Genomic DNA, 16,814 nt, shown 5'->3' with positions numbered 1-16,814 from the left:
AGATCTGGCCGGGGCCGCAGGGTGTTCAGTTGCCGGAGTTCAGTTGGCCGGGGCGACCTTGAGCCAGCTGAGCGCGGCCTTGTGATAGGCGACGGCGAACTCCAGCGCGGCCGCGCCGTACGAGTCCCCCGCCTTCTTCGCCTCCTTAGCCTGCTCCTTGGCCATGGCGAGCGCCTCGGAGTGGTACTCGCTCGCGCCGGTGTAGAGGGTCTGCAACTGATTGCCGCTGTGCTGCTCCCCGAAGGCGACACGGAGAGCGACCGGGTTGCGCAGAGCGTCCCGGCCCGGAGACTCGGCAAGCCACCGGCTGAAGGCTCGCTTGCCGGAGGCGGTGATCGCGTAGGGCTGGCTGGATCTGGGTCCGGGCTTACCGAGACGGACGTAGCCCATTTCGGCGAGAACCGGCAATTCGCGGTAGACCTGGCTCCGCGTCATCGACCAGTATGGCCCGAGGCGGCGTTCGGCAGCCGCCATGAGCTGTCCGCCAGTCATGGGCCCTTCGTGGAGCAGGCCGAGCAAAGCGGCAGCCGTGGGATTGATTTGAGAGTCGGGCATGCCTTCTAAGCTGCCACTTTGTCGCGCCGACGTCCAGGATTTCGCCCGATCCGTCCATTTTGCGTCTCCACAAACGACTGTCCCGCACAGACAGTCCGACTTCGAGTGTCGGCCCGGCGCGTTCGGCCACGAAACTTGCTCTTGACCAGGTAAAATGGCGCGACCTAAACGGTCAGACGGCGATGCCGGGCAGCAAACGGACGAAAAGGTACGTACGCGTTCCCGAATTCGGCGTGGCGACCCCCAAAAGCCGCAATGTCTGGCAAGCCGGGCTGTGGACGCCCGGCCGCCCCTTTGAGCTTCGGCGGTTACTCTGAGGGCCATGAGTGAGCAGGAAACCCCAGCGCCGCCCAAAGCGGACGCCAGCGCCGAGCAACCCTCGTCGACGGGTCTTCTTCTCGCGCTCGCCACCCTGATCTGGATGGGCGCCATGCTGTGGTCGGCCCGCGCGACGATCACGGGCCGTGAGGACGCCGAGATGGAGGTGACCTCCACGGCGTACGCGCTGCCCGGCGCCATCTCGGCCGCGCTCGTCACCGGCGCCGCGACCGGCCTCGCCGTGCTGGGCCTGATCTCCCGCCGCCACACGCTGGGCGCCACCACACGTTTCGCGGTCGCGACCGGCACGGGCCTGCTGATCGGCCTGGTCGGCGCTCTGACGGTCGTGACGATCAACACCGAGGGCTGGATGTACGCCGTGGTGGGCGGCACCATCGCCGCCGCAGCCACCATCGGCGGCGCCCTGGCCGGCTTCCGCGTGCCCCGCGTCATCACGGCGATCGGCTGGGGCTCGGTCGCGGTCTTCGTGGTCGGCTTCGTCCTCAACCTGTTCCAGAGCCCGCTGCTGACCGCGCTGGGCTCTCGGGACACACAGTCCTCACAGGCCGGCGCGGCCCAGTGGTTCTCGTACGGTCAGTCGTTCCTCAGTGGTCTCGCGGCCGGCCTGGTGGCATACAAGCTGCTCCGCCGCGCCCGCAAGCGCAGCGGCGAGCTGGACGTGCCCTGGGGCTTCTACGCCGTGGCCGGTGGCGGCCCCGGTCTGCTGCTGGTGATCGCCGAGGTGCTGACCCGCACGGCCGGCTCCCGGGTCCTCGAGCTGGCCGGCAAGGTGAGCGATCTTGAGCTCGTGGTGCAGCAGATGCTCAGCGGCGCCCGGCTCGACAGCGCCCTGGTCGTCCTGTTCGTGGGCGCCCTCAGCGCGATGTTCGCCGTGGGCCGCACGATCCGCCCGGCCGAGGACGACGACGAAGAGGACGAGCCCCCGACCGTCGCCCCGGTCTCCCGCTCGGGCCGCGTCCGCCGCGCCCCGGAGGAGCCGGAGGCCACCACTGCCGCGACGCCGGAGACCACCGCGACGTCGGCGACCACCGCCACCGCGACGCCGGGGGCCGTGGACGAAGCCGACGAGAACGAGGCCACAGCCGCCGCCGAAAAGGTCACGAGCGGAAAGTCCGACAAAACGGCTGACTGAGCCGGGTCGAAGCGGGCGGGTCAGAACGGGCGGGTCAGAGCAGTTCGTCCAGTTCGGAGACGGCGTACCACTCGAGTTCGTGGTCCTCGGCGCTGTCGACCGTGAACTGGGCGTCGGGGTCGCCGGCCAGGGCCTCGTCGACCACGTCGGCCGCGGCGGCCACCGACTCGGCGGCGTCGGCGCCGTCGAGGTGGATCGAGGCGACCTCCTTGAGCGACAGCGGCTGCGGCAGCTCGACCGTGCTCGAGCCGAGCTCGTTCTGCTGCGGCACCAGGGACGAGGCGGGCACGTCGGCCGAGACCACCACGCGGCGGCGGGGCGCGGCCGGGTCGTGGCGCAGCAGCTGGAGGGCGGCCTGGGCGGCGCGGGTGAACGCCACGTATTCGAGCTCCTCCTCATCGCCCTCGGCGTACCACTCGCGCAGCGCGGGTGTCACCGCGTGCGCCTCCAGCGGCCCGGCGCCCAGCTGACCTGAGGCGCGCAAGGCCCCGAGCAGCGGCACAGTGGCCGGCACGTAGACCCGGACCAGCTCGGTGATCGGCACGTCTCCTCCTGCGGTTGAACCGTCCCCGTAGTACACCGCCGCGACGGCTCCGGGTAGGCCCATTCCACCAGTCGTGTCCGGATCGTGGCGTGCCGGGTCACCCGCCATGGTCACCCGGCGTGGCGTGCCGGGTCACCGCCATGGTCACCCGGCGGGGAGCGCCGCCGGCCACCCGGGAAAGGTGCGCCGTCTCACCGGAGAAGGTGCGCCGTCTCACCGGGGAAGGTGCGCCGTCTCACCGGGGAAGGTGCGCCGCCTCGCCAGGGAAGGTGCGCCGCCTCAGCAACCGCAGGCCGGCGCTGCCCCGTCCAGGGTGATCAACCCTGCGGCCGGCGCGACGCGGAGGCCGGACGCGATGGGTCCGGCGACCGGAGCGGTGAGCGGGTCGGGCTCCGCGGTGACCTCCCCGTCCGCGGTGCGCAGCGGGAAGCCCTCGCGGATCCAGTACTCGATGCCGCCGATCATCTCCTTCACCGAGTAGCCGGCCAGGGACAGGGCCAGCGCCGCCCGGGTCGCCCCGTTGCAGCCCGGTCCCCAGCAGTACGTGACCACCGGGACCGCCGGGTCGAGCAGTTCGGCGGCCCGGGTGGCGATCTCCGCCGTGGGCAGGTGGACCGCGCCGGGGATGTGGCCCTGGTCCCACGCCGCCGGCGACCGCGAGTCGATCAGCACCAAGCCGTCGCCGAGCCCGGCCCGCACGTCGGACACGTCGGTCTGGAAGTCGAGCCGCGCCGCGAAGAACGCCGCCGCCGAACTGTTGACCTGCGATGTTGTCGTCATGACACCAAACTAGGAGCCTGGCGGATCTTGCTCCATGACGCTTCGACGGCGGAACTGGCGTACAGGCGGGGAAACAGGCTTAGATGGCCGCCATGGCCACGGAAATCGCGCTCGACCGCACCGACTGGCGTCTGCTTGCCGAGTTGCAGCGGGACGGCCGTTCCTCGTACGCCGAACTGGCCCGTGCCGTTGCCATGTCGCCCAGCGCCGTGGCCGAACGCATCCGGCGCCTCGAGGAATCGGGAGTTATCGCCGGATATCAGGCCCGAATCGAGCCCGAGCGGGTCGGCCTCCAGGTGATGGCCTTCGTGCGGCTCCGCTATCCGACCGGCAACTACCGGCCGTTCCACGCGCTGCTCGACTCCACGCCGGAGATCGTCGAGGCGCATCACGTGACCGGCGAGGACTGCTTCATCCTCAAGGTTTTGACCCGTTCCATGCGCCATCTGGAGGAAGTGACCGGCCGCATCGCCGGGCTGGGCGCCGTGACGACCAGCGTCGTCTACTCCAGCCCGCTGCCGGCGCGCCCGATCTCCTCACCCGAGGACACGGGCAAGCAAACGTAGGCCGCCGGTGGCAAACTGACGCGGATGGAGCCCCGATTCCTGCTGCTGGCCGACGTCGCCGCCGAGCTGAACGTCTCGGACTCGCAGGTCTACCACATGGTCCGCAGCGGCGAGCTGCCCGCGATCAAGATCGGCGGCCGCGGCCAGTGGCGGGTCGAGCGGGCCCGTCTCGAGGAATACATCGAGCGGAAGTACGCCGAGACGGCCGCCTGGGTGGCCGGCAATCCGCTGGTCAACCCGGAGGCCGACTAGCGCCTTTTGCCCCTCTTCCCGCATCGGACAAGGCCCGTTGCCCACCCTCACGCGTCCCGGAAGAATCGCCATCGTAAGCAAACGAAGGCAAACGCAAGAACTGGGGTGAGCGTGATGGGGAGCGAACGAAGATCGGCGGCGCTGGCGGTCCGGCCCGCTCCCCGATGCGAGCCGCCGTTCGACGACGAGGACGGCACCGGCCTGTGGTCCTCCGGCCAGCTGGCCCTCGATCTGCCCGGCTCCGGCCCGGCCGCGCGGCTCAGCACCGTCCTGCCCCGCTCCGAGGCCCCGGCGCCGGACGCGGCGGCCCGGGCCTCGCGCGACGCCGGCCTGGCCGTCAAACGCTTCCTGCACGCCTGTGTGGAGGTCCTGAACGGCTATCGGCCGCCGGCCCACCTGCGCCACCTCGCCCGCCCGGCCGAGGCCGCCGACGTGGTCTCCGAGGGCGCACAGGGCCTGGCCCGGCTGGCCGGGCTCCGCGCGGGCCGCCGCCCCTCCCGCAAGCCGGTGCCGGTCGCGATCCTGCGCCTGCATCTCTGCGAGCCCCGGCCCGGCGTCGTCGAGGCCGCCGCGCCCCTCCAGATCGGCGAGCACACGTGGGCCACGGCGCTGCGCATGGAGATCCACCAGCAGGCGTGGGCGGCCACCGCCCTGCGCCTGATCCACCAGGGGCGGAGGTAAAGCACAACGGCCCGCCGGCGATTTCGCCGGCGGGCCGTTCAAGGCGCTGGGTCAGACTGCCCCGGGGGCTCCGTGGCAGCGCTTGTACTTCTTGCCCGAGCCGCAGTAGCAGGGGGCGTTACGGGACGGCCCGTTCGACTCCTGCTGGCCCGCCGGCGACGCGCCGCGCCGCTGCGGGGCCGGGGTGTGTGCGGGGCTGGCCGGCACCGGGGAACCGCCCGGGCCGATGCCCAGGGCCGGCGCCTGCTGCTGCTGGCCCGGCTGGATGACCGGCGAGCCCTCGCCGGCCTCGCCGTCGATGGCCGGCGCCGTGTACTGGAGGTTCTGCTGCGACCGGCGGGGACCGCCGAGACCCTTGGCCCGGACCTCGACACGGTCGGAGTCGGTCTCGTTGGCGCTCCCGTCGGCCATGACGCCGCCGGCCGGCAGGGGAACCGCCTTGCTCGGGTCGACCGTCACCGTCGGCTGCTCCTCGACCTGGACCTCCAGGTTGAACAGGTAGCCGACCGCCTCCTCCTTGATGCCGTCCATCATCTGGTTGAACATGTCGAAGCCCTCGCGCTGATATTCGACCACCGGGTCGCGCTGGGCGTACGCCCGCAGGCTGATGCCTTCCTGCAGGTAGTCCATCTCGTAGAGGTGCTCGCGCCACTTGCGGTCGATGACGTTGAGCAGCACCTGGCGCTCGAGCTCGCGCACCGCTTCGGCGCCGAGCTCCTCCTCGCGCGTCTCGTACGCCTTCTGCGCGTCGTCCTTGAGCTGCGCCACCAGGAAGTCCTGGTCGATCGTCTGGCGCTCACCGCCGGACTCGTCGATGACGTCCTCGATCGTGAGGGTCAGCGGGTAGAGGCGCTTGAGGTTCGTCCAGAGCTGCTCGAGGTCCCAGTCCTCCGCGTAGCCCTCGGAGGTGGCGCCCACGACGTAGTCGGTGACCACGTCGTCGATCATGTGCTGGACCTGCTCGTGCATGTCCTCGCCGTCGAGCACCCGGCGGCGCTCGGCGTAGATGACCTGGCGCTGCTTGTTGAGGACCTCGTCGTACTTGAGGACGTTCTTGCGGATCTCGGCGTTCTGGCCCTCGATCTGGGTCTGTGCGCTGCGGATCTGGCGGGTCACCATCTTGGACTCGATCGGCACGTCGTCCGGGATGTTGAAGCGCTCCATGACCGCCTCGACCGCGCCGGCCCGGAACCGCTTCATCAGGTCGTCCTGCAGCGACAGGTAGAACCGGGACTCGCCCGGGTCGCCCTGACGGCCGGAGCGGCCGCGCAGCTGGTTGTCGATGCGGCGGGAGTCGTGGCGCTCGGTGCCGAGCACGTAGAGACCGCCCGCGGCCTGCACCTCGGCCGCCTCGGCCTCGCAGGCCTCCTTCCACGTCGGCAGGACCTCTTCGAGCGCCTTGGCGTATTCCTCCGGGCTCTCGACCGGGTCGAGGCCGCGCTGGTGGAGGTCGTTGGCCGCGAGGAACTCGGGGTTGCCGCCGAGCAGGATGTCCGTACCACGGCCGGCCATGTTCGTCGCCACCGTGACGCCGCCCTTACGGCCGGCCTGGGCGATGATCGTCGCCTCCTGGGCGTGGAACTTCGCGTTCAGCACGCTGTGCGGGATGCCGCGACGGCGCAGGAGCGTCGAGAGGATCTCGGAGTTCTCCACCGAGACCGTGCCGACCAGCACCGGCTGGCCGGTGGCGTGGCGCTCGGCGATGTCCTCGATGACCGCGTCGAACTTCGCCTTCTCGGTCTTGTAGATGACGTCCGGGTGGTCGATGCGGACCATCGGCCGGTGGGTCGGGATGGACACGACGCCGACCTTGTAGACGCTGTTGAACTCGCCGGCCTCGGTCTGCGCCGTACCGGTCATGCCGCCGAGCTTCTCGTAGAGCCGGAAGTAGTTCTGCAGCGTGATGGTGGCCAGCGTCTGGTTCTCCTGCTTGACCTCGACGCCCTCCTTGGCCTCGATGGCCTGGTGCATGCCCTCGTTGTAGCGGCGCCCGTGCAGGATGCGGCCGGTGAACTCGTCGACGATGAGGACCTCGCCGCCCTCGTCGACGATGTAGTCCTTGTCGCGCTTGTACAGCTCCTTGGCCTTGATGGCGTTGTTCAGGTAGCCGACCAGCGGGGTGTTCACCGACTCGTAGAGGTTGTCGATGCCGAGGCGGTCCTCGACCTTGGCCACGCCGCGCTCGGTGATCGCGATGGTGCGCTTGGCCTCGTCGACGTCGTAGTCGGCCTCGCCCTCCTTGCCGCGCTGGAGGCGGCTGACCAGGGCGGCGAACTCGCCGTACCACCGGGCCGAGTGCTCGGCCGGGCCGGAGATGATCAGCGGGGTGCGCGCCTCGTCGATGAGGATCGAGTCGACCTCGTCGACGATCGCGAAGTTGTGGCCGCGCTGCACCAGCTCGTCCTTCGACCACGCCATGTTGTCGCGCAGGTAGTCGAAGCCGAACTCGTTGTTGGTGCCGTACGTGATGTCGCACAGGTAGGCCTCGCGGTGGTCCGCGGCGGGCCGGTTGGGCAGGATCACGCCGACGGTGAGGCCGAGGAAGACATGCACCCGGCCGACCCACTCGGCGTCGCGCTGTGCGAGGTAGTCGTTCACCGTGATGATGTGCACGCCCTTGCCGCTCAACGCGTTGAGGTAGGCCGGGAACACACCGGTCAGGGTCTTGCCCTCACCGGTCTTCATCTCGGGGATGTTGCCGAAGTGCAGGGCGGCGCCACCCATGAGCTGAACGTCGTACGCCCGCTGGCCGAGCACCCGCTTGGCGCCCTCGCGGGCCACCGCGAACGCCTCCGGGAGCAGGGAGTCGAGGGACTCACCATCCGCGTAGCGCTCCTGGAACTGCAGGGTGCACTCGCGCAACTCGTCGTCCGTGAGGTCGACATAGTCTTCCTCGATCGAATTGACCGCTTGCGCGATCGCCTTGAGCCGTCGCACCATGCGGCCTTCGCCGGCGCGTAGGACCTTTTCCAATATCGACACGGGTCAGCGCTCCCCTAGACAGTCTGCGGAACCATGGTAGGCACCCTTCCTCCGAAGCTGTGACCCGAGCCTCCGGTTAACCGCACAAATGGGGCGAAACGGTGCAACAAGTTCGCTTAGAGCGCAGTCCTTCGGGCAGGATGGGCCGCGTGCGAAGCGCGGAGATCAACGGTGAAGGGGTGCGTCTGCGAGCTTTCCGGCCGGAGGACGCCGAAGCACTCGCCGAGGGCTACAACGATCAGATGTCCCAGCGGTTCCTGACCGTGGTGCCCTCACCCTTCACGGTCACGCAGGCCGAGACCTTCATCGCCGAGCGGATCGACTCGCTGTTCGCCGAGGGCGGCGCCTTCTACGCGGTGGCCGACCCCGAGACCGACGAGTTGCTCGGCGGTGTCGGCTTCGACAAGGCGGTGCCCAGCCGGGGCCAGGCCGAGATCGGATATTGGGTGGGTCCCTGGGCGCGCGGCCGCGGCGTGGCCACGGCGGCCGTACGGACCCTGAGCGCGCACGCCTTCAAGCACGGCCTCCAGCGGCTGGAGCTGATGACGCACTGGGACAACCCGGTCAGCCAGCGGGTGGCCCTGGCCGCGGGCTACCAGCGCGAGGGCGTACGCCGCGGCGCACAACCCGACCGGGCCGGCGGCCGCGACGACATGCTGGCCTTCGCCCGGATCGCGGGCGACGACGGCGAGCCGGTGCCCCGCCTGCTGCCCGACCTGCCCGGCGGCGAGCTGACCGACGGCGTGGTGCGGCTGCGCCCGCTCGGGCCGGGCGACGTGCCGTTCCTGACCGAGCTGCTCGGGCTGCCCGACGTGGTGGCGACCAGCGTGCCACCGGTGCCGCCGACGCCGGAGAAGATCCACCAGCGCTGTTACCGGGCCGAGGCCCACTGGCTGGCCGGCGCCCGGGCCGACCTGGTCATCGAGGATGTGGCCACGGGCGCGCCGGCCGGCGACATCGGCCTGTTCAACGACGAGCCGGTCACCGGTCAGGCGATGATCGGATACAGCATGCTGCCGGCGTTCCGGGGACGTGGCCTGGTGACCCGCGCGGCCCAGCTGCTCTCGCTCTGGGTCTTCGCCGAGACCAGCGTGGCCCGTCTGATCGCCGGCGCGGTGCCGACCAACAAGGGCTCGCAGCGGGTGCTCGAGAAGGCGGGCTTCCGGCAGGAGGCGTACATGCGATCGCGCCTGCCCGGCCCGGACGGTGGCCGGGTCGACGACGTGCAGTACGTCCTCCTGGCCGAGGACCTTCTGACGGAAGGCCCTCGGCTTGATGGGTGACTAACCCGTGGTCTCCAGCGACAGGATGCCGTAGTCGTAGCCGCGGCGCCGGTAGACGACGCTGGGGCGGCCGCTGTCCTTGTCGAGGAAGAGATAGAAGTCGTGGCCGACGAGCTCCATCTGGAAGAGGGCGTCGTCGACGGTCATCGGGTCGGCGGGGTGTTCCTTCTCCCGCACGATGCGCCACGGCTGGTCTTCGTCGTGCTCGGCCAGGGCGGTGGCGACGGATGAGCTCTCCTCGGCCGTTTGGGCCAGGCTGAGGTCGGTCGGCAGGCTCGCGGTGGCGGCCGCGACCGAGACGGGCGCGCGGCGCCCGCGGTGGACGCGACGACGGTCGGCCGAGCGGCGCAACCTGCCGTCGAGTTTGGCGATGGCGCAGTCCAGGGCTGCGTAGAAGTCCTTGGCGCAGGCCTCGGCACGAATGACCGGGCCTCTCGTCATGACGGTGATCTCGACTCGCTGGCAATTGTCCGACTGGCGCGGGTTGCGCTCGTGGAACAGCTCGACGTCCGCTCTCATCAGCTTCTGGTCGTAACGCTCGACCTTGCTCAGCTTGTCGGCGACGTGTTCCCGGTAGTGGTCGGGAACCTCTACGTTGCGGCCCTTGACGACAATGTCCACTCGTGACCTCCCCCAACGTTTCTGCTTTGCAGGGCGCCCTGATCGACTGGGTGCCGGGGGCGCCGAAAATGCGACGCGCGGTGCTGGTGTTCGATGACGCCGGGATTCAGATCACCGGGCGTAACCGATCGTGAGTGAGACGACTCCTTTCCGGTGCGGCGGTTCGCGGAACGCTGCGCCTTGCCGGCGGTCTGGGTAGGCGGAAGCTCTTACCCTCGTCACCAAGACGCTAACGTGCCGATGCTCTCCCGTCACCCCTCGTTCGGGATACCAGATGCCGGACGTTCCACCTTTTCAGTGCCTCGCCGCGACAATCCGGCGATTCCGCCGCGCGGCGATCGCCGCAATTGGGTCGCGGCCAGCACGGCAGCCCCTGTGACCTGCATCTCGGCCTCCTCGAGCCGACCCGTCACGGCGGCCAGCGTGGCCCCGGTCGTGACGATGTCGTCCACTACGACAAGGGTGCCTTTCCGCGGGGTCGCGTGTCGCGGAAACCCGATTCGGGCACGGCGGATTCGCAGCGAACTCTCAGCCGCGGCGCGGCGGCCGGACACGCTCAGTGACGTGGAGTCAGGACGGGGTAACGCTTCGAGTGGGTGGCTGATATGAGCGTCCCAGCCGCCCGCCCGCAGCCGCCGCACCGCGTGTGCGGCCAGCCGCGTCATGTGATCGCCGTAGCGCTCCGGCGCGCCGCCGCGGTCGACGGCACCGGGATCAGCACCACCGGCGCCCGGCGCGGCGCCAGGCCCGCCACAGCGGTCGCCAGAAGCGCGCCGAGCGGCCGGGCCAGTCGATGCCGGCCCCGCTCCTTGTACGCCAGCAGAGCGCCCCTCAGCGGCCCCGCGTACGCCCCCACGGCGACGCACCGCGGCATGCCGGGCGGAGGTGGGGTCGGCGCCGTCCGGAACGGCCGCAGCGCCTCCAGCCGGGCCACGCAGTCGGCGCAGGCGCCGTGGCGCAGCGGCACCCGTTCGGCGGCGCAGCCGGCACAGGGGCTCGGCAGGACGAGATCGGCGAGATCGGCGAGGACGCTCAATTGAGGTAGAGCGGCGCGGTCGGCTTGACCGTGGCCGGGGCGCTGACCGCCGGGCCGGCGAGGTTCGCCTTGGTGATCGGGTTGGGCTGGCTGAAGACGTCCCAGGCCTCGCCGCCGGCCACGTACGCCTCCGAGTCGGAGGTCTCGGTGCCGGTGATCGGATTTTCCGGGTACGCCGTCAGGTAGCTCACCGGCTCGGCCCCGATGTCACCGAGCCGCGTCGCCGACAGCGCGCCGTCGACCGTCACGTCGATCACCGAGACGCGGTTGTTGTCGTCCCGGACGCCGGCCACGGCCAGGTAGGTCTGGCTGCTCCAGGCGACCGCCGTGACCGATTTCAGGTTGGGCGGCAGCACCTGCTGGGGCCCGCTCATCGCAACGCCGTCGGCGCTGCTGTTGAGGACCGTACGGTAGAGACGGCCGCCGCTGACCAGCGCCACCCGCCGCCCGTCGGGCGCCACCGAGATGGCCGTGACCGGCCCCGGGTCGCCCTGCCACTCGATCTGCTGGGCCGGTCCGCCGCCGGCGCCGAAGCTGTAGAGCCGCCCGCCCATCGTGATCAGGCCGACCACGCCGGCCGCGCCCTCGCCGCCGGTCTGCGCCCACACCGGCTGGCCCAGGGCGCCCTTGAGCCCGCCGACCTCCCGCAGGTCGGCCTGCTGCCCGAGGGGCGCCGCGGCCACCCGCACCCGCTGACCGGCCCCGGAGCCGGTGACCACCGCGGCGAACGTGTGGGTGCGCGTGGCCGAGAAGGCGGCCGTGACGATGCCCTTGTTCGCCGCCTCCTTGAGAACCGGCACCGGGTCGTCCTCGTGCGCCGACTCCTTCAGCCGCCGGAGGGCGCCACCGAAGACCACGAAGCGCTCGGGCGCGTCGCCGAGGCGTACAGCAAGGTTGCTCTCCTTGTATTCGCCGTCCTTGAAGCTGACCGGGTCCTGCCGGCCGATCTTGATCTCCAACGTCCGCGGCACCACCGGGTAGATCGACCACTGCACCTGGCGCCGGAGCCGGTCCATGGCCCCGGCGTCGCTGCCGGCCGGAATGGTCTGCGCGGTCAGGTTGATCTGCAGCGTCTCGTTCGTGACGGCCGGGATGTTGTCGGCCACGGCCGTGCCCTGCGGCAGCGCCTGCACGGCGTCGCGCAGCCAGTCGGACGGCCCGGCGGCGAGCCACTGGAGGATCGTCGTCGGCTGCTGCACCGCCGGCACGCTGCGCGGCATGTACCGCAGATCGGGCACCAGGCTGGTGTTGTCCTTGTTCCAGAAGTAGATCGTCCGCGGCTGGTAGAACGCGCTGAGCGCGTCGACCGTCAGCAGCATCACCTGGGGAGCGTCGAGGATCCACAGCCCGGGCTGCCCCTCGATCGAGCCGACCTTGATCTTGTACGTCGAGTCGGGCGTCGGCGCGGCCGGCACCAGCTCGCCGTTGCCGGTCAGGGTGCCGACCTGCTCCTCGGAGATGGTGACGAGCGAGTCGGTGGGCGAATAGCCGCCGAGGATGGACTCGGCCTCGCGCACCACCCGGACGTCGGTGTTGGTGAAGGCGGCCGCCTCCTCGGGCGCGAGGAACGCCTTGACCCGGTCGAGCGCGGTGTTCGGATCGCCGGCGGCGGCCTGAAGGTAGTACTGGACCAGCTCGCGCGGGTTGGTGGCGGCCTCCCGCTTGTACTGCGGCGGTGGCGGGGTGGTGTCGTCGACCGAGACGCCGGCCGAGCGGCCGTCGCCGATCACGGTCACGTCGCTGCGGTCGGGAATGCCGCAGCCGCCCGGCACCAGCACGGCCAGCGCCACGACGCCCAGGAGCAGACGGCGCATCAGGACACCTCCTCCGCGGCCTCCAGAGCGGGGGCCCGATCGCGCGGGATCAGCGGCAGCGGGGCCGCCAGCAGCCGGTCGCCCGAGCGCACGGGCAGCGTCAGCCGGAACTGGGCGCCCTCGCCGGGCGACCCCCACGCCTCGAGCCAGCCGCCGTGCAGCCGGGCGTCCTCGGCGCTGATCGACAGGCCGAGGCCGGTGCCGCCGGTCTGCCGGGCCCGCGACGGGTCGGCCCGCCAGAAGCGGTTGAAGACCAGGCGTTCCTCGCCCGGCTTGAGCCCGATGCCGTGGTCGCGGACGGTGACCGCGACGGCCGACTCGTCGGAGGCCAGGGTGACCACCACCGGCCGGCCCTCGCCGTGCTCGACCGCGTTGCCGACCAGGTTGCGCAGCACCCGCTCGACCCGGCGCGGATCGACCTCGGCGATCACCGGCGTCTCCGGCAGGCGCAGCTCGAGGGTGACGCCGACCCGCTCGGCCAGGCCGGTGAGCCGCTCGGCGACCCGCTCGACGATCGGCACCAGGTCGGTGTGCTCGGCGTCGAGGGCGGCGAAGCCGGCGTCGAACCGGCTGATCTCGAGCAAATCGGTCAGCAGGCTCTCGAAGCGGTCGAGCTCGGCCTGCAACAGCTCGGCGCTGCGGGCCACGGCCGGGTCGAAATCGTCGCGCTCGGCGAAGATGAGGTCGGCCGCCATGCGGACCGTGGTCAGCGGGGTGCGCAGCTCGTGCGACACGTCGGAGGTGAACCGGCGCTGAAGGCGGGACAGCTCCTCGAGCCGGACGATCTGGCGCTGGAGGTTGGCCGCCATCTGGTTGAACGAGGCCGCGAGCAGGGCCAGGTCGTCCTCGCCGTCGACCTTCATCCGCTGGTCGAGCAGGCCGGCCGAGAGGCGCTGGGCCGTACGGGCGGCGATACGCACCGGGGTGACCACCAGCCGGGTGACCAGGCCGGCCACCACGCCGAGCAGCAGGACCAGGGCGATGCCGGTGGCCAGCACGGTCGTACGGATCTGGTTGGCCGCACTGTCCTCGGTGGTCAGCGGCATCATGTAATACAGCTCGACATGACCGAAGCTGGTGCGCACCGGGGCGCCGTACGCCAGATATTTTGTGGTTTGGCCGTTGAGTGTGGCCGTGACGACCTGGCTGGCCTCTTTGCTGTCGTCGGAGACGGTCCGGGCCAGCTCGGGGGTGATCAGCTGCTCGGTGCCCACGTTCGGCAGGGTGGCCGGTCGCAGCTCCGGATATTGCCCGGCCCGCATCGCGACCACCGAGCCGCCCGACTCGGCCGGATCGCCGTCGGCGAGCTGGCTGACGATCAGCTCGAACGTGTTCGGCAGCTTGGGGTCGCTCGGCTGCGGGTTGACCGTGAGCTGCTGCTCCGCGTAATCGATCTTGTTGCGCATGGAGACCTTGGCCTCCTCCTGCGCACGGGTCAGCAGGATGGTGGCGCTGCGCGCGGCGATGAACCAGCCGAACGCGCCGACCAGCACGCTGGAGGCGATCAGGGTGAGGGTGACCACGCGCAGCTGGAGCGAGCGCCGCCACGCCCGGCGGGCCGGTGCGGAGTGGACCTCGAGCCGGCGCGCGGCCACACGCCAGTACCGCCGCACCACGCGAAGGGTGCGGCGGATCGGCATCGGAAGCCAGGCAGGTGCACGCATTACGCGGGCAAGGGTAGCGCCCTAGCCGGTACCGGCTTTGTAGCCGACTCCCCGCACCGTCAAAATGATCTCGGGCCGCTCCGGATCAGGCTCGATCTTGGCGCGCAGCCGCTGCACGTGGACGTTGACCAGACGGGTGTCGGCCGCGTGGCGATATCCCCAGACCTGCTCCAGCAGCACCTCGCGGGTGAACACCTGGCGCGGCTTGCGGGCCAGGGCCACCAGCAGGTCGAACTCGAGCGGCGTGAGCTTGACCTCCTCGCCGTCGCGCGACACCGTGTGGGCCGGGACGTCGATGGTGATCTGGTTGCCGGGCGGGCCGATGGTCAGCATCTCGGGCGCCGCGTCCTCGCCCCGGCGCAGGCGCGCCCGCATGCGGGCCACCAGCTCCTTGGGCTTGAACGGCTTGACCACGTAGTCGTCGGCGCCCGACTCGAGGCCGAGCACCACGTCGACGGTGTCGCTCTTGGCCGTGAGCATGACGATCGGAATGCCCGACTCCCCGCGGATCGCGCGCGCGACGTCGATGCCGCTCATGCCCGGAAGCATGAGGTCGAGCAGGACGATGTCGGGGCGGTTTTCCCGGAAGGCGGCCAGGGCGCGCTCACCGTCGGCGACGAACGAGGGCAGGAATCCCTCGCTGCGCAGGACGATGCCGAGCATCTCGGCCAACGCTGGGTCGTCATCGACGACGAGTACCCGGGCTCTCATGCGGTCCAATATTGCACTGTCCTCCCGAAGCCCGCGTACCCCGGGGCCGATCTTGCCGGAATGCACAGGTCAGCTTAGGCCAACCGGCAAGACGTGGGCGACCCCACGAGGGGGCCGCCCACCACTTCGGTCAGGCGCTGGGCCGGTCTTCGGTCAGGCGCTGGGCCGGTCGAACTCCCCGGCCCGCACGCCGGCGATGAAGCCGGACCAGTCGGTGTCGCCGAAGGCCAGGACCGGGCCCGCCGCGTCCTTGGAGTCACGGACCAGCACGGCCGTCGGAACATTGGCGATCTCGACGCAGTGCCCGGCGGCTCCGCTTCGAGTGCTCTTACGCCAGGTGAGGTTGGCGTCCTGCATCGTGGGGTCCCCTTCCAGGATGGATTCGCCTCCATTTCAGCTCACGGAGCGGCCACCCGGCGCAGAGCTTCCTCCCTCTCAGCGATGGCCGTTCGGCTCATCTCTGCCGACAGAGCGCGTTCCCGCAGGTCAGAGAGCCCGTCCCGATAGACGTCGACATCCGGCGGCTTCACCCGGAAGAGACCACCGGTGAGGCCTTCGATGTGCACGATGGGCGAGCGGGTGCCCGGCGCGAACTCCAGAACCATGAACGACTCGGTCATCCCGGCGTGCGCCCCGGCCGAGAAAGGAAGCACGAGAAGCTCCACACCGGGCCGCTCGCCGGCCTCGATCAGCCGGGCCAGCTGCCGCCGGAGCACCTCGGGCCCGCCCACCTCACGGTGCAGCACGGCTTCGTCGAGCACGATCCGCAACAGCGGCGGCGGCTCCCGGGTCAGCACGGCCTGCCGGGCCATCCGCAGCGCGAGCCGGCGCTGGATCGTCTCGGTGTCGCCCACATCGGCGCCGACCTCGATCACGGCCCGCGCGTATTCGTCGGTCTGCAGCAGACCGGGCACGATCTGCGACTCCCACTCGCTGATCAGCACGGCTTCGGCCTCGAGGGCGACATATTCGTCGTACGGATCGGGCACCGACGACCGGTACGGCGTCCACCAGGCCCGCGCCCGCCCCCGGCTAGCCAGTTCGCGCAGGCGGTCGCGGTCCTCGACCCGTACGCCATAAATTGTCAGTAACCGATCGAGATCGTCCTCGCTGATCCCCGTGTGGGCGGTCTCGATGCGGGAGAGCTTCGACTCGGACCAGCCGAGCGCGGTCGCCACCGAGGCGCCCCTGCGCTCACCCCGCAGGCGGCGCAACTCGGTGCCCAGCTCCCGCCGCGCCGTCGAAGTAGCCCTCGCCACGCGAACACCATAACGGCATTTCGGTCGCTGTCTGCAACTTGCATCCCACGCTATGCACTTGCACGCAGGTCAGAGGCCATGAAGTAATAAGGGAACGAACGACGGGAACGGCAGCGGCGGCAAACTCAGCCGAACCCGAAGAGATCGAGCCCCGTCCGGCGGGCGGACGGGGCTCGACTCTGTTGTCCACCTGGGGGGCGACCCCCCAGACCCCCACGTTGCGATGGTTGCGGCGGGTGGGCCGGTCGCGATGGCGATGGGGTACGGGCGTCACAGACCCACAACCGCAAGGGCGGCAACCCGGCTCCCGCGCCGCGAGGCCCGTCGTGGCCAGCCTCACCGAGGCGGCTCGAGCCCCTTGCAACGCCGACGCCGAGTGGCAGATCCCGCCCGTCGCCCTGATCGCCTCGCCGTTGAGCTTCAAGCACCCGCGTCCCATGCCTTTGGCCGCGCACACCAGCGCACATAGCGAACGGGACGGCAAGCCTAAGCCCGCCGCCCCGTTCATCCCCCCGGTTTGGTACCGCGCGCGTCCGTGGGACCCCCCGATCACCAATGACGCTGCGTGGTTATAGATTCACACTCCGCACATACC

At 70.5% G+C, this 16,814-nt stretch carries 16 protein-coding genes and 1 pseudogene; 6 read left to right on the top strand and 11 right to left on the bottom strand.

Annotated features, from left to right (window positions below; translation table 11 throughout):
• Positions 1 to 39: 39 nt before the first annotated feature.
• Positions 40 to 555, bottom strand: coding sequence for a PadR family transcriptional regulator (locus tag ACFY36_RS44355; protein ID WP_498657287.1), 516 nt, complete (start codon positions 553 to 555; stop codon positions 40 to 42).
• A gap of 322 nt (positions 556 to 877) precedes the next feature.
• Here ACFY36_RS44355 and ACFY36_RS44350 point away from each other — a divergent pair, with 322 nt between their 5' ends.
• Complete coding sequence (locus ACFY36_RS44350; RefSeq protein WP_499751956.1) at positions 878 to 2,026, top strand: hypothetical protein; 1,149 nt, start codon at positions 878 to 880, stop codon at positions 2,024 to 2,026.
• A gap of 34 nt (positions 2,027 to 2,060) precedes the next feature.
• Here the strand turns inward: ACFY36_RS44350 and ACFY36_RS44345 are convergent, their stop codons facing one another.
• Positions 2,061 to 2,570 carry a DUF6912 family protein gene (locus ACFY36_RS44345; protein ID WP_499751955.1) on the bottom strand — a complete coding sequence of 170 codons (510 nt, stop codon included), beginning with the start codon at positions 2,568 to 2,570 and terminating at the stop codon, positions 2,061 to 2,063.
• Between the two features lie 279 nt (positions 2,571 to 2,849).
• Positions 2,850 to 3,350 (bottom strand): rhodanese-like domain-containing protein, encoded by a 501-nt coding sequence (locus tag ACFY36_RS44340; RefSeq protein ID WP_499751954.1) that lies wholly within the window; start codon positions 3,348 to 3,350, stop codon positions 2,850 to 2,852.
• A 92-nt stretch (positions 3,351 to 3,442) separates the two neighbouring features.
• Between ACFY36_RS44340 and ACFY36_RS44335 the strand changes: the two genes are divergently transcribed.
• The 3 genes from ACFY36_RS44335 to ACFY36_RS44325 all read left to right on the top strand — a co-directional run bounded on the left by ACFY36_RS44335 (position 3,443) and on the right by ACFY36_RS44325 (position 4,849).
• A complete protein-coding gene (locus ACFY36_RS44335; protein WP_499751953.1) occupies positions 3,443 to 3,916 on the top strand; it encodes an Lrp/AsnC family transcriptional regulator in 474 nt (157 codons plus the stop codon).
• A 24-nt stretch (positions 3,917 to 3,940) separates the two neighbouring features.
• The gene (locus ACFY36_RS44330) at positions 3,941 to 4,168 is read left to right on the top strand and encodes a helix-turn-helix transcriptional regulator (RefSeq protein WP_499751952.1); all 228 of its coding nucleotides are present in this window, start codon (positions 3,941 to 3,943) and stop codon (positions 4,166 to 4,168) included.
• Positions 4,169 to 4,282: 114 nt separating this feature from the next.
• Positions 4,283 to 4,849: an Rv3235 family protein gene (locus ACFY36_RS44325; protein WP_499751951.1), complete on the top strand. Its 567-nt coding sequence runs from the start codon at positions 4,283 to 4,285 to the stop codon at positions 4,847 to 4,849.
• Positions 4,850 to 4,900: 51 nt separating this feature from the next.
• Here ACFY36_RS44325 and secA read toward each other — a convergent pair whose 3' ends face one another.
• Positions 4,901 to 7,831 (bottom strand): preprotein translocase subunit SecA, encoded by a 2,931-nt coding sequence (gene secA / locus ACFY36_RS44320; protein WP_499751950.1) that lies wholly within the window; start codon positions 7,829 to 7,831, stop codon positions 4,901 to 4,903.
• 149 nt (positions 7,832 to 7,980) lie between these two features.
• Between secA and ACFY36_RS44315 the strand changes: the two genes are divergently transcribed.
• Positions 7,981 to 9,114 (top strand): GNAT family N-acetyltransferase, encoded by a 1,134-nt coding sequence (locus ACFY36_RS44315; protein ID WP_499751949.1) that lies wholly within the window; start codon positions 7,981 to 7,983, stop codon positions 9,112 to 9,114.
• Here ACFY36_RS44315 and hpf read toward each other — a convergent pair whose 3' ends face one another.
• Positions 9,115 to 9,735, bottom strand: coding sequence for a ribosome hibernation-promoting factor, HPF/YfiA family (gene hpf, locus ACFY36_RS44310; protein WP_499751948.1), 621 nt, complete (start codon positions 9,733 to 9,735; stop codon positions 9,115 to 9,117).
• Positions 9,736 to 9,737: 2 nt separating this feature from the next.
• Between hpf and ACFY36_RS44305 the strand changes: the two genes are divergently transcribed.
• Complete coding sequence (locus ACFY36_RS44305; protein WP_499751947.1) at positions 9,738 to 9,869, top strand: hypothetical protein; 132 nt, start codon at positions 9,738 to 9,740, stop codon at positions 9,867 to 9,869.
• A gap of 204 nt (positions 9,870 to 10,073) precedes the next feature.
• Here ACFY36_RS44305 and ACFY36_RS44300 read toward each other — a convergent pair.
• From ACFY36_RS44300 to ACFY36_RS44275, 6 genes and pseudogenes are all read right to left on the bottom strand, one after another.
• Positions 10,074 to 10,771: pseudogene (locus tag ACFY36_RS44300) on the bottom strand (ComF family protein); the annotation flags it as partial.
• The gene (locus tag ACFY36_RS44295; RefSeq protein WP_499751946.1) at positions 10,768 to 12,585 is read right to left on the bottom strand and encodes an LpqB family beta-propeller domain-containing protein; all 1,818 of its coding nucleotides are present in this window, start codon (positions 12,583 to 12,585) and stop codon (positions 10,768 to 10,770) included. The gene ACFY36_RS44295 and the pseudogene ACFY36_RS44300, both read right to left, overlap by 4 nt.
• Positions 12,585 to 14,249: an MtrAB system histidine kinase MtrB gene (mtrB, locus tag ACFY36_RS44290; protein WP_499751945.1), complete on the bottom strand. Its 1,665-nt coding sequence runs from the start codon at positions 14,247 to 14,249 to the stop codon at positions 12,585 to 12,587. Before mtrB ends, ACFY36_RS44295 begins: the two co-directional genes overlap by 1 nt.
• Positions 14,250 to 14,270: 21 nt before the next feature.
• The gene (gene mtrA, locus ACFY36_RS44285; protein ID WP_360244843.1) at positions 14,271 to 14,960 is read right to left on the bottom strand and encodes an MtrAB system response regulator MtrA; all 690 of its coding nucleotides are present in this window, start codon (positions 14,958 to 14,960) and stop codon (positions 14,271 to 14,273) included.
• Positions 14,961 to 15,113: 153 nt separating this feature from the next.
• Entirely contained in the window at positions 15,114 to 15,317 is a 204-nt protein-coding gene (locus ACFY36_RS44280; protein WP_499751944.1) for a DUF397 domain-containing protein, read from the bottom strand.
• 41 nt (positions 15,318 to 15,358) lie between these two features.
• Positions 15,359 to 16,219, bottom strand: coding sequence for a helix-turn-helix domain-containing protein (locus ACFY36_RS44275; RefSeq protein ID WP_499751943.1), 861 nt, complete (start codon positions 16,217 to 16,219; stop codon positions 15,359 to 15,361).
• Positions 16,220 to 16,814 lie beyond the last annotated feature (595 nt).

The organism is Actinoplanes sp. NPDC000266, assembly GCF_042899005.1.
Classification (GTDB): domain Bacteria; phylum Actinomycetota; class Actinomycetes; order Mycobacteriales; family Micromonosporaceae; genus Actinoplanes.
This window is presented reverse-complemented; position numbering and strand designations above follow the sequence as displayed.

What these genes read in the sequence shown, in the direction of transcription:
- ACFY36_RS44355 (WP_498657287.1), bottom strand. Translation starts at nt 555, where the DNA reads ATGCCCGACTCTCAAATCAATCCCACGGCTGCCGCTTTGCTCGGCCTG.
- ACFY36_RS44350 (WP_499751956.1), top strand. Translation starts at nt 878, where the DNA reads ATGAGTGAGCAGGAAACCCCAGCGCCGCCCAAAGCGGACGCCAGCGCC.
- ACFY36_RS44340 (WP_499751954.1), bottom strand. Translation starts at nt 3,350, where the DNA reads ATGACGACAACATCGCAGGTCAACAGTTCGGCGGCGGCGTTCTTCGCG.
- ACFY36_RS44335 (WP_499751953.1), top strand. Translation starts at nt 3,443, where the DNA reads ATGGCCACGGAAATCGCGCTCGACCGCACCGACTGGCGTCTGCTTGCC.
- ACFY36_RS44330 (WP_499751952.1), top strand. Translation starts at nt 3,941, where the DNA reads ATGGAGCCCCGATTCCTGCTGCTGGCCGACGTCGCCGCCGAGCTGAAC.
- ACFY36_RS44325 (WP_499751951.1), top strand. Translation starts at nt 4,283, where the DNA reads ATGGGGAGCGAACGAAGATCGGCGGCGCTGGCGGTCCGGCCCGCTCCC.
- ACFY36_RS44295 (WP_499751946.1), bottom strand. Translation starts at nt 12,585, where the DNA reads ATGCGCCGTCTGCTCCTGGGCGTCGTGGCGCTGGCCGTGCTGGTGCCG.
- mtrB (WP_499751945.1), bottom strand. Translation starts at nt 14,249, where the DNA reads ATGCGTGCACCTGCCTGGCTTCCGATGCCGATCCGCCGCACCCTTCGC.
- mtrA (WP_360244843.1), bottom strand. Translation starts at nt 14,960, where the DNA reads ATGAGAGCCCGGGTACTCGTCGTCGATGACGACCCAGCGTTGGCCGAG.
- ACFY36_RS44280 (WP_499751944.1), bottom strand. Translation starts at nt 15,317, where the DNA reads ATGCAGGACGCCAACCTCACCTGGCGTAAGAGCACTCGAAGCGGAGCC.